The sequence below is a fragment of the Streptomyces ambofaciens ATCC 23877 genome (assembly GCF_001267885.1).
Lineage (GTDB): Bacteria > Actinomycetota > Actinomycetes > Streptomycetales > Streptomycetaceae > Streptomyces > Streptomyces ambofaciens.
Map to the genome: position 1 here is coordinate 5,711,859 of NZ_CP012382.1, position 11,738 is coordinate 5,723,596.

Annotated in this window: 11 protein-coding genes; 4 read left to right on the plus strand and 7 right to left on the minus strand. The window is 72.5% G+C overall.

The features are described from left to right. Positions 1-2: 2 nt before the first annotated feature. Entirely contained in the window at positions 3-1,022 is a 1,020-nt protein-coding gene (locus SAM23877_RS25545) for an ABC transporter ATP-binding protein (RefSeq protein WP_053137771.1), read from the plus strand. 24 nt (positions 1,023-1,046) lie between these two features. After that, a complete protein-coding gene (locus SAM23877_RS25550) occupies positions 1,047-1,847 on the plus strand; it encodes a maleylpyruvate isomerase N-terminal domain-containing protein (protein ID WP_053137773.1) in 801 nt (266 codons plus the stop codon). Positions 1,848-1,919: 72 nt separating this feature from the next. On the opposite strand, the gene SAM23877_RS25555 is transcribed toward SAM23877_RS25550, so the two are convergent. The 7 genes from SAM23877_RS25555 to SAM23877_RS25585 all read right to left on the minus strand — a co-directional run bounded on the left by SAM23877_RS25555 (position 1,920) and on the right by SAM23877_RS25585 (position 8,766). Continuing rightward, positions 1,920-2,630: an LAETG motif-containing sortase-dependent surface protein gene (locus tag SAM23877_RS25555; RefSeq protein WP_053137776.1), complete on the minus strand. Its 711-nt coding sequence runs from the start codon at positions 2,628-2,630 to the stop codon at positions 1,920-1,922. Positions 2,631-2,785: 155 nt separating this feature from the next. Then, positions 2,786-3,919, minus strand: coding sequence for an LOG family protein (locus SAM23877_RS25560; RefSeq protein ID WP_053137779.1), 1,134 nt, complete (start codon positions 3,917-3,919; stop codon positions 2,786-2,788). 26 nt (positions 3,920-3,945) lie between these two features. Next, a complete protein-coding gene (locus tag SAM23877_RS25565) occupies positions 3,946-4,353 on the minus strand; it encodes a VOC family protein (protein ID WP_053137782.1) in 408 nt (135 codons plus the stop codon). A gap of 114 nt (positions 4,354-4,467) precedes the next feature. Then, positions 4,468-5,904, minus strand: a complete 1,437-nt coding sequence (locus SAM23877_RS25570; protein ID WP_053137785.1) for a hypothetical protein — start codon at positions 5,902-5,904, stop codon at positions 4,468-4,470. Further along, positions 5,886-6,671 (minus strand): ABC transporter ATP-binding protein, encoded by a 786-nt coding sequence (locus SAM23877_RS25575; RefSeq protein WP_053137788.1) that lies wholly within the window; start codon positions 6,669-6,671, stop codon positions 5,886-5,888. The genes SAM23877_RS25570 and SAM23877_RS25575 overlap by 19 nt, the downstream gene beginning before the upstream one ends. 209 nt (positions 6,672-6,880) lie before the next feature. Further along, complete coding sequence (locus SAM23877_RS25580; protein ID WP_053137790.1) at positions 6,881-8,248, minus strand: aspartate aminotransferase family protein; 1,368 nt, start codon at positions 8,246-8,248, stop codon at positions 6,881-6,883. A 2-nt stretch (positions 8,249-8,250) separates the two neighbouring features. Further along, positions 8,251-8,766, minus strand: a complete 516-nt coding sequence (locus SAM23877_RS25585; protein ID WP_053137793.1) for an Lrp/AsnC family transcriptional regulator — start codon at positions 8,764-8,766, stop codon at positions 8,251-8,253. Positions 8,767-8,931: 165 nt separating this feature from the next. Between SAM23877_RS25585 and SAM23877_RS25590 the strand changes: the two genes are divergently transcribed. Continuing rightward, a complete protein-coding gene (locus SAM23877_RS25590) occupies positions 8,932-10,371 on the plus strand; it encodes a gamma-aminobutyraldehyde dehydrogenase (RefSeq protein WP_053137796.1) in 1,440 nt (479 codons plus the stop codon). Between the two features lie 161 nt (positions 10,372-10,532). Continuing rightward, a complete protein-coding gene (locus SAM23877_RS25595) occupies positions 10,533-11,723 on the plus strand; it encodes an extracellular solute-binding protein (RefSeq protein ID WP_053137801.1) in 1,191 nt (396 codons plus the stop codon). Positions 11,724-11,738 lie beyond the last annotated feature (15 nt).

The window sequence follows — 11,738 nt, forward strand, 5'->3', positions numbered from 1 at the left end:
GGATGCTGCTGAGCCTTGAGGGCGCGACCGTCCGCTTCGGCGGGCGGGCCGTGCTCGACGCCGTCGATCTGGAGGTCGCCGAGCACGAGGTGGTGTGTGTGCTCGGGCCCAGCGGCAGCGGCAAGTCGACGCTGCTGCGGGTGGTCGCCGGACTCCAGCCGCTGGACGCCGGGCGGGTGGCGCTCGACGGGCGGGACCAGGCCGCGGTGCCCGCGCACCGGCGCGAGGTGGGGCTGATGTTCCAGGACCACCAGCTCTTCCCGCAGCGGGACGTGGCCGGGAACATCGCCTTCGGGCCCCGGATGCGCGGCGCCTCGCGGGCGGCGCAGCAGGCGAGGGTGGGGGAGTTGCTGGACCTGGTCGGTCTGCCGGACGCCGCCCGTCGGTCCGTCGCCGCGCTCTCCGGCGGTGAGCAGCAGCGGGTGGCGCTGGCCCGTGCGCTGGCGCCCCGGCCCCGGCTGCTGATGCTGGACGAGCCGCTCGGTCAGCTCGACCGCTCCCTGCGGGAGCGCCTCGTGGTGGAGTTGCGGGAGCTGTTCGGCCGGCTGGGCACCACCGTGCTCGCCGTGACGCACGACCAGGGCGAGGCCTTCGCGCTCGCCGACCGGGTCGTGGTGATGCGGGACGGGCGGATCGCCCAGTCGGGGACGCCTCTCGAGGTGTGGCAGCGGCCGGCCGACGCGTTCGTGGCCCGTTTCCTCGGCTTCGACAACGTGGTCGACGCGACCGTCACCGGGCAGGGAGCCGACACGCCGTGGGGGAAGGTGCCGGTCCCCGAGGACGCCCCGCAGGGGACGCGCACCCTGCTCGTGCGGCCCGCCGGGGTCCGTCTGGTGCCCGCCGACGCGGGCCTGCGCTGCACGGTCACCGCCCGCAGTTTCCGGGGCACCCACGTCGCCGTCCACCTGCAGCCCGAGGACGCGCCGCGCTTGGAGGCGGCGTGCGCGCTGCGGGCGGCCCCGGAGGTGGGGGACGCGGTCGGGGTGGAGTTCGACGCGGCGGAAATCGTGGTGCTCGGGTGATCGTCCGCCCGTAGGGTGCCGGGCATGACACTCCTCGCGCACGACCGCTACTGCGATGAGATCGCCGCTGGGGTAGGGCAGTTGCGGGCCGTCGTCTCGTCCGGCGCCGACCTCTCGGCCACCGTGCCGACCTGCCCGGACTGGTCCCTGGAGGACCTGGTGCGGCACGTCGGCCGCGCCCTGTGCTGGGTGGAGCTGATCGTCCGCACCCGCGCCGAGGAGGACGTCCCGCTCGACCGGGCGGCAGGGTCCGCGGGGCCCGCGCGGCGCGGGGACGCCGCCGCCCTGGACGCGTGGCTGGCCGAGTCCGGCACGATGGTGGTGCACGCGCTGCGTGAGGCGGGGCCGCAAGGGCGGGCGTGGTCGTGGTTCGGGGACCACACCGCGGGGTTCTGGGCGCGCCGCATGACCCACGAACTCGTCGTCCACGGGGCGGACGCCGCCCTCGCCGCGGGGCGGCCGTTCCGAGCGGTCGCGGCCGACGTGGCGGCCGACGCGATCGACGAGTGGCTGGAGATCGTGCGGTTCGTGCAGCGGGTCCTCCCGGAGGGGCCTGCGAAGGAGCTGCGGGCCCCGGGCCGGAGCATCCACCTGCACGCCACCGACACCGCGGCCGACCTCGATGCCGCATGGCTCATCGAACTTCCCGAGGACGGGATCACCTGGCGCCGGGGGCACGAGAAGGCGACCGTGGCGCTGCGCGGCCCGCTGACGGACGTACTGCTCGCCTTCTACCGCAGGCTGCCGCCGGACGCCCCCGGGCTCCAGGTGCTCGGCGACCGCGGCCTGCTGGAACTCTGGCTGGACAGGGCGACGTTCGGCTGAGCCGGCGTGACGCGACGGTGGCCCGCCCCCGGACGGGGGACGGGCCACCAGTGCCGCGAAGGGCGTACGGCGTCAGCGGTCGCCGTTCGCCCCGCGACGGCGCAGGCCGAAGAAGACCGCGCCGCCGCCGATCGCGACCAGGGCCGCCGCGATGCCGGCGATCATGCCGGTGTTGGAGTTGGCGCCGGTCTCGGCGAGGTTGGAGTCACCCGCGGCCGGGGACGGCGCGTTGCTCGGCACGGCGGCCGGAGCGGTGCTCTCGCTCTCCGCCGGTGCCGGGGCCGAGGTGGAGGGTGCCGGGGTGGGCGTCTGCGTCTCCTCGGCCGGGGTGGAGGAGCTCTCCGAGGGGGTCGGGGTCGGCGTCCCCTCCGTCGTGCACGGGGTCGACGGCGTCACGAGGTTCGGCTTGATGTCCTCGTCGACGTACTTGTCGGCCTTGACGTGGATGCGGTACTCGGCGTTCGGCTTCCAGTCCGCGGCGAAGGTGATGGTGGTGCCCTCGCGGGAGCCCTTGACCACCTGCTCGCCGACCTTCTCGATGTCGGCGCCGTTGTTCTGCAGGTGGACGGTGACGGTGGCGGGGATCCCGGCGGGGTCCACGTCGGTGACGGTGATGACGCCCTTGCCGCCCTCGCACTTGGCGGCGGCGGAGAACTCGCTGATGTCGCAGGCCAGGGCGTTGCCGGCGGCGCCGACCGCCAGGGCCACCGAGGCGGAGGCGACACCGAGGGCGCGGACGCTACGGCGTGATGCCGTACGGCTGATTATGGACAGGACTGCCACGTTGGTCCTTTACGGGAGCGCGGATGCGGGGGGTGGAGAGGGTGCCGACACCGTTGTCGCGGCATCAGCACACCCACGAGCCTCACAGGTCTATAAGCGGGGCATAAGCAGTGTCAACGCATATGCCCGTCAAGGGACTTGGCTTTACCGTCTTATTAACCGCCCAGACGTTTCAGCGCCTCCGGAGCTTCCTCGATCCGGTCGACCAGCGCGATCCGGGACTCCATGGTCCGCCCCGAGGCGAGGGACGTGAGCAGGGGCCACGCCGGCAGCCGCTCCGTCCAGTGCGCCCGGTCCACGAGCACCATGGGCGTGGGCTCGCCCCGTGACTCGTAGTAGTTCGGTGTGGCGTTGTCGAAGACCTCCTGCACGGTCCCCGCGGCGCCCGGCAGGAAGACCACACCGGCGTTCGAGCGGGCCAGCAGGCCGTCCTCGCGGGTGGCGTTGGCGAAGTACTTGGCGATGTGGGCGCCGAAGGCGTTGGGCGGCTCGTGGCCGTAGAACCAGGTCGGGATGGAGACCGAGACGCCGCCGCCGGGCCAGCGTCCGCGGACCTCGAAGGCGGAGCGCGCCCAGTCGGTGACCGACGGCGTGAACGAGGCGACCTTGGAGAGGAGCAGCAGGGCGTCGTCCAGCATCCCGTTGTCGAACGGGGCCGCGTAGGCACCGAGGTTGGCCGCCTCCATCGCGCCGGGGCCGCCGCCGGTGGCCACGGTGAACCCGGCGCGGGTCAGCTCCCGGCCCAGGCGCGCGGCGCCCGCGTACGACTTGGTGCCGCGCGCCATGGCGTGGCCGCCCATGACGCCCACCACCCGGGCGCCCACGAGGAGTTCGTCGACCGCGTCGGAGACGGCGTCGTCGTGGATCGCGCGCAGCATGGAGGCGAAGACGTCGCCGTCGGACTTGGTCTGCTGGAACCAGTCGTAGGCGAGGGCGTCCGGTGTCGCCGCGTACCCCTCGTCGAGCCGGGCGTACAGCTCCTCGGGGGAGTAGACGCGCGCTCGGTACGGGTCGAACGGCAGACCCGGTATGGGCGGGAAGACCAGGGCGCCTGCCGCGCGCACCCGGGCGGCGGCCCCGGGGTCCATCGGGCAGCCGAGGAAGACGGCGCCCGTGGGGTCCGCGGACATCAGGGCGTCCGTACGGGCCGTCAGGTCGACGGCCTGGACGCGGTAGTGGGCGAGGGTGCCGTGCGCCGAGACGACCCTGTCGAACTCGGCGAGGCTCTCGATCTCCCGGTCGTGCGAGGCGTGGTGGGACTGGGGCTGGGCGGGTGTCGTCGGATCCACCCGCCCATGCTAGGCGTGCGGTCCGCTCAGCCCTCGACCGCCGCCGGGTCCATCCAGACGACCTCGAAGGTGTGGCCGTCGATGTCGTCGAAGGCACGGCCGTACATGAACCCGTGGTCCTGGGTCTCGCCGGAGACCGAGCCGCCGGCCGCGACCGCCTTCTCCACCAGCTCGTCGACCTTCTCGCGGCTCTCGGCGCTCAGCGCGAGCAGCACCTCGCTGCTCTTCGACGAGTCCACGATGTCCTTCTTCGTGAACTGGCGGTACTTCTCCGGGGTGTGCACCATCACCACGATGGTCTCGCTGAGCGGGATGGAAGCGGTGGTGTCGTCGCTGAACTGGGCGTTGATCTCGTAACCGAGCCCGGTGAAGAACTTCTTCGAGGCGTCGAGGTCGTTGGTGGCCAGGTTCACGAAGATCATCTGCTGGTACATGGGGCCTCTCCCGTCGGTGTCCTGCTGTCGTCGTGCTGTTCGAAGGGTTAGACGCGAGAGGCGCCCGGAACTCATCGCGGATTCGCGATTTTCTTCGAGAAGTTTTCCAGGGTGTCAGCGCGTCAGGGGCAGCGACGCCAACCGCGCGACGATCAGGGTCAGCGGACCGAACAGGGCGAGCAGGGCGCCGGCCCGTACGGCGGCCGCCGCGCGCAGGGTCGCCGGGGGCGCGCCCAGCCGCAGCAGGGCGTCCGTGGTGTCGGCGCGGGCGTGTTTGGCCTCGACGGCCGCGGTGAGCAGGGTGGCCACCGTGCAGCCGGCCACGAGCAGCGCGCCGAGGGTGCTCAGGGGACCGAAGTCCGGTCCGTCCGCCTCGTACAGGGTGGCCGCCGCCCAGCCCGCGGAGGCCACCGCGCAGACGACGCCGAGCGGGCGCCCGATGCGGTGCGCCTCCTCCATGAGGACCCGGCCGGCCAGGAGGCGCAGGGCGCCGGGGCGGACCGCCTGGAGCAGCCGGCCGCACAGGTGGGTGAGTCCGGGACCGGCCAGGGCGAGGCCCAGGGCGGTGAGGACCCAGCCGAGGAGGACGCCGGCGGAAGGGGTGGTGTCCGCCGTGGGCGCGGTCGTGTTGCCGACGTAGGTCTCCACCGCGAGGCCCGCGGTGAGCACCGCGATGCCCCAGGGGAGGGCGGTGGTGCTCTGGGGGCGGGGCGCGGGCCGGGCGTCCGGTGCCGGCTGCGGACCGCCCGCCGCGGCCGTGAGGTGGTCCTCCGCCGCGTCCGGGGGGCGGGCGCCGCCGACCGGCGCCTGCGGGGTGCCGCCGCCGGGAGGGGGGCCGCCGGCGTCCAGCAGCGCCACCCCGGTGTCGTGCCCGGTCGCGGGCTGCGCCGGGGCGGTCGCGCCGCCTCCCGCGGCTGCCGTCGCCGGCGCCCAGCGGGCGCCGAAGCGGCCGTAGGTGCCGAAGGTCTCGCGGGCCGCGCCCCAGCCGTAGGCGCCGAAGCGGCCGTAGCGCCGGGAGCCGGAGGGCGCGGCCGGGCGGCGTTCGCGCGGGCGCAGCGTCATCGCGACGGCGGCCGACGCCGTGGCCGGGGCCAGGGCCAGCAGCGTCAGGGCGGCCGGGACGGGGAGGGCCTGACCGACGGCCAGGGCGTCGGAGACGTCACCGCCGATGGAGGTGCCCGTCAGGTCGCCGCGCAGCTGGAGGAAGCAGAGCAGGGCCGCGACCGAGCCGAGCCCGGTGGACAGGGCCGTGGTCGTCGCCGAGACGGCCATCAGCCGGCCGGGGCCCAGGCCGATCGCCGACAGCCCGGGGCGGGGCCTGGTGCCGGGATCGGTGCGGGCGACGGCGGCGGCGAGGTACGCCGTGGCGGCCAGCGGCGCCGTGCACCAGGCCAGGCGGAGGGCGGAGGCGCCCGGGGTGCCCGGGTGGGTCAGTGCGTGGCCGAGGGCGCACAGCAGCAGGAAGCCCGTGCCCGCCGAGGCCACCGTGACCAGCAGGCGGCGCAGGTGGACGGCGAGGTGGGCGGCGCGGGTCAGACGGAGAGCGAGCACGCCGCCCGGCCTTCCGTTCCGGAGGACCCGGCGGTCCCGGCGGCTTCCGTGGCTCCCGTGGTCTCGGCGACCGGCGGCAGGTGCACGGTGCGCACCCGCCGTCCGTCCAGCAGCGCCACCGTGCGGTCCGCCAGGGCGGCGGTCTGCGCGTCGTGCGTGGCGAGGACGACGGTGATGCCGTGCGAGCGGGCCGCGGTGGTGAGCGTGCGCAGGACGTGGGCGCGGTCGGCCCGGTGCAGGGGGGCCGTCGGCTCGTCGGCGAAGAGGACCGCGGGGGCGACGGCGAGCGCGCGGGCGATGCAGACGCGCTGCCGTTCGGCCTGCTGGAGCTCGTGCGGGCGCCGACGGGCCTTGGCGCCGACGTCGAGGCGCTCCAGCCACTCCAGGGCGGCGGTCCTGGCCCGGCGCCGCCCGGTGCCGCGCAGCATGAGGGGCAGGGCGGTGTTCTCCCAGACGTTGAGCTCCGGGACGAGGGCGGGGGCGGGGTCGATCCAGCCGAAGCGGTCGCGGCGCAGTCGCTCGCGTCGCAGCGGGCCCATGGTGTGCACCGGCACGCTGTTGAACCACACCTCGCCGTCCTGCGGCCGGACCAGTCCGGACAGACACCGCAGCAGCGTGGTCTTGCCGCTGCCGCGCGGGCCGCTCACGGCGAGGATCTCGCCCTCGCGGACGCCGAGCGACACGCCTTGAAGCGCGGGGGAGCCGTCGTGGTGCTGGAAGTGCAGGGCGCGGGCCCAGAGCACGTCGTTGTCCGGCGGGGCCTCCATGGGCGTACACCTCGGTTCTGATCCGTTTTCCCCGGTCGTGTCCCCCGTCCGGGGGACGCGAGGGGCGGGGCCGATCGGTCACTGGGCACCGTAGGCAGTCGGCGGGAGGAGGCCGGACAGCACGCGGCCCCGGGCCGCCGTTTCTCACTCGAACGGGCGGCCCGGGGCCGGGAACGATCATCCGAGAGGATCATCGTCCAAGGGGAGGCTCAGAGCTTCGTCCACGCCTCCGTCAGCGTGGCGCGCAGGATCTGCTCGATCTCGTCGAAGGTCCCCTGGTCGGAGATGAGCGGCGGGGCGAGCTGGATGACCGGGTCGCCACGGTCGTCGGCACGGCAGTACAGGCCGTTGTCGAAGAGCGCCTTCGACAGGAAGCCGTACAGGATCCGCTCGGTCTCCTCGTCGTTGAACGACTCCTTGGTGGCCTTGTCCTTGACCAGCTCGATGCCGTAGAAGAAGCCGTTGCCGCGGACGTCGCCGACGATCGGCAGGTCGAGGAGCTTCTCCAGGGTCGCGCGGAAGTTGCCCTCGTTGTCCAGCACGTGCTGGTTGAGGCCCTCGCGCTCGAACAGGTCGAGGTTGGCGATGCCGACCGCGGCGGAGACCGGGTGGCCGCCGAAGGTGTAGCCGTGCAGGAAGGTGTTGTCGCCCTTGTAGAACGGCTCGGCCAGGCGGTCGGAGATGATGCAGGCGCCGATCGGGGAGTAGCCCGAGGTCATGCCCTTGGCGCAGGTGATCATGTCCGGCACGTAGCCGAACTTGTCGCAGGCGAAGGTCGTGCCCAGGCGGCCGAAGGCGCAGATGACCTCGTCCGAGACGAGCAGCACGTCGTACTGGTCGCAGATCTCGCGCACCCGCTGGAAGTAGCCGGGCGGGGGCGGGAAGCAGCCGCCCGCGTTCTGCACGGGCTCCAGGAAGACGGCCGCGACCGTCTCCGGGCCCTCGAAGAGGATCTGCTGCTCGATCTGGTCGGCGGCCCAGCGGCCGAAGGCCTCGGGGTCGTCGCCGAAGAGCGGGGCGCGGTAGATGTTGGTGTTCGGCACCTTGTGCGCGCCCGGGACGAGCGGCTCGAAGGGGGCCTTGAGGGCCGGCAGGCCGGTGATGGACAGGGCGCCCTGCGGGGTGCCGTGGTAGGCGACCGCGCGGGAGATGACCTTGTACTTGGTCGGCTTGCCGGTCAGCTTGAAGTACTGCTTGGCGAGCTTCCAGGCGGTCTCGACCGCCTCACCGCCGCCGGTGGTGAAGAAGACCTTGTTGAGGTCGCCGGGGGCCTCGTTCGCCAGGCGCTCGGCCAGCTCGACGGCCTTCGGGTGGGCGTAGGACCACACCGGGAAGAAGGCGAGCTCCTGCGCCTGCTTGGAGGCGGTCTCCGCCAGCTCCGTGCGGCCGTGTCCGGCCTGGACCACGAACAGGCCCGCGAGACCGTCCAGGTAGCGCTTGCCCTTGTCGTCGTAGATGTGGGTGCCCTCACCGCGGACGATGGTGGGGACGGGGGCGTTCTCGTACGACGACATGCGGGTGAAGTGCATCCACAGGTGGTCGTAGGCGGTCCTGCTGAGGTCCTTGTCGGTGCTCACGATTATCGGGTTCCCCACATATAGGTCTGCTTCTTGAGCTTGAGGTAGACGAAGCTCTCGGTGGAGCGCACGCCGGGCACGGCCCGTATGCGTCGGTTGATGACCTCCAGGAGATGGTCGTCGTCCTCGCAGACGACCTCCACCATGAGGTCGAAGGAGCCCGCGGTCATCACCACGTACTCGCACTCGGACATGGCCGCCAGCGCGTCGGCCACGGACTCCACGTCGCCCTCGACGTTCACGCCGACCATCGCCTGGCGACGGAAGCCCACGGTGAGCGGGTCCGTCACGGCGACGATCTGCATCACGCCCTGGTCGAGCAGCTTCTGGACGCGCTGGCGCACGGCCGCCTCGGAGAGGCCCACGGCCTTGCCGATGGCGGCGTACGGCCGGCGGCCGTCCTCCTGGAGCTGCTCGATGATGGCGAGGGAGACGGCGTCCAACTGGGGACCGCCGTTCCTGGACTCGCGGGAGTCCCTCTGGTCTGCGCTTCGACTGGCCACGGGTTCACTGTGCACGACGTATCGACCGTTTCGCAAGGCGGGATCGATGAAATTCGTTGTCCAGGTGGCTTCAGTCTACGGATTTCGCAACCAGGAGGCGATCGGGGGTGTTGAAAACGTCGGTATACGGATTAGGGTGGGTGTCTCAGTGATTGGACACCCAACCTTGGAGGGCCGGCAGTGAGCACCGAGCTGCGTCGTCTGCGCAATTACATCGACGGTGAGTTCCGGGACGCCGCCGACGGACGGACCACGGAAGTGGTCAACCCCGCCACGGGCGAGGCCTACGCGACCGCCCCCCTGTCCGGCCAGGCGGACGTGGACGCCGCCATGGCCGCCGCCGCGGCCGCCTTCCCGGCCTGGCGCGACACGACCCCGGCCGAGCGGCAGAAGGCCCTGCTGAAGATCGCCGACGCGTTCGAGGACCGCGCCGAGGAGCTGATCGCGGCCGAGGTGGAGAACACGGGCAAGCCCATCGGGCTGACCCGCTCCGAGGAGATCCCGCCGATGGTCGACCAGATCCGCTTCTTCGCGGGTGCGGCGCGGATGCTGGAGGGGCGCTCGGCCGGTGAGTACATGGAGGGCCTGACCTCCATGGTCCGCCGCGAGCCGATCGGCGTCTGCGCGCAGGTCGCGCCGTGGAACTACCCGATGATGATGGCCGTGTGGAAGTTCGCCCCGGCGCTCGCCGCGGGCAACACGGTCGTCCTGAAGCCCTCGGACACGACCCCCGCCTCCACGGCGCTGATGGCCGACATCATCGGCTCGATCGTGCCCAAGGGCGTCTTCAACGTCGTCTGCGGCGACCGCGACACCGGCCGCCTGATGGTCGAGCACGAGACCCCGGCGATGGCCTCCATCACCGGCTCCGTGCGGGCCGGCATGTCCGTCGCCGAGTCCGCCTCCAAGGACCTCAAGCGGGTCCACCTGGAGCTGGGCGGCAAGGCCCCGGTCGTGGTCTTCGAGGACACCGACATCCCCAAGGCCGTCGAGGACATCTCCACGGCGGGCTTCTTCAACGCCGGGCAGGACTGCACCGCGGCCACCCGCGTGCTGGTCCACGAGGCGATCCACGACGAGTTCGTGAGCGCCCTCGCCAAGGCGGCGGCCGAGACCAAGACCGGTCAGCCGGACGACGAGGACGTGCTGTACGGCCCGCTCAACAACCCCAACCAGCTCAAGCAGGTCTCCGGGTTCGTCGAGCGCCTCCCCGCGCACGCCAAGGTCGAGGCGGGCGGCCACCGGGTCGGCGACAAGGGCTACTTCTACGCGCCGACCGTCGTCTCGGGCCTCAAGCAGGACGACGAGATCGTCCAGAACGAGGTCTTCGGCCCGGTCATCACCGTCCAGGCCTTCCGGGACGAGGACCAGGCGGTGGAGTGGGCCAACGGCGTGGAGTACGCGCTGGCCTCCTCGGTGTGGACCAAGGACCACGGCCGCGCCATGCGGATGTCCAAGAAGCTGGACTTCGGCTGCGTGTGGATCAACACCCACATCCCGCTGGTCGCCGAGATGCCGCACGGCGGCTTCAAGAAGTCCGGCTACGGCAAGGACCTGTCGTCGTACGGCTTCGACGACTACACGCGGATCAAGCACGTGATGACGTCGCTGGACGCCTGAGCGACCCGCTGTGCGCGCGGCCCCGGACGGGAACCCCCGTCCGGGGCCGCGGCGCGTGCGGCGCCCGAACTCCCCCCGGTCGACAGGGTGTCGGGCCTGGCCGTACGGGCTCGACGCAGCGTCGATTGTCCCGGCGGGCGCGGGCACGGAATCCTGCGGCCATGCCCCTGCTCTCGAAGACGCCCCCGATCTCCCGCCGGACCCTGCTGCGCGGCCTGGGCGGCTCCGCGGCCCTCGGCGCGCTGGCCGGCTGCGGTGTGCCGGCCGCCTACGTCGCCCCGGGCGACCGCGCCGCGACCGACCGGTCCGCCACCGAGCCACGGCTGACCTGGGCGAACTGGCCGCTCTACATCGACACCGACGACGAGCGTCCGAGCCGGAGGCCCACCCTGGCGGCGTTCGAGAAGCGGTCGGGCATCTCCGTCGAGTACATCGAGGAGATCAACGACAACGACGAGTTCTTCGGCAAGATCAGCCCGTCCCTGATGAACCACCAGCCGACCGACCGCGACCTGATCGTCATCAGCGACTGGATGTGCGGGCGGTTCGTCCGGCTCGGCTGGGTGCAGGAGATGGACCGCTCCCGGCAGCCGAACGTCACCGCGCACCTCGACCCGCTGCTGCGTTCCCCCGCCTTCGACCCGGGCCGGAGGTTCACCGTGCCGTGGCAGTCGGGCATCACCGGCATCGCCTACAACCGCCGCAGGCTCGGCCGGGAGCTCCGGCACGTCTCCGACCTGTGGGCCGACGACCTCAAGGGCCGGGTCACCCTGCTCTCCGGCCTGGACGAGGCGTTCGCGCTGCTGATGCTGGGCAACGGCGTGGACGTCACCGACTGGACGGCGGACGACTTCCACCGGATCTGCGACCAGGTGGAGCGGCAGGTCGCCCGGGGCCAGATCCGGCGCTTCACCGGCAACGACTACATCAAGGACCTCTCCGGTGGCGACGTGCTGGCCTGCCAGGCCTACTCCGGCGACGTGATCCAGCTCCAGGCGGACGACCCGGACATCGAGTTCGTCGTCCCGGAGGAGGGCGCGGAGCTGTGGGCGGAGTCCCTGATGATCCCCAACCTGGCCGGCCACAAGGCCAACGCCGAGCGGCTGATCGACCACTACTACCGGCCCGAGGTCGCCGCCGAACTGGCCGCCTGGGTCAACTACGTCTGCCCGGTCCCGGCCGCACGGGACGTGCTGGCCTCCTCCGGCGACGAGGAGACCGCCGCCCTGGCGGAGGACCCGCTGATCTTCCCGGACGACGCGATGCGCCGGCGCCTCGCCATCGCGCGGGACATCCCCGCGGCGGAGCGGACGGAGTTCGCGAAGCGGTGGAACGGGATCGTGGGCGTGTGACGAGCGCGGGGCCGG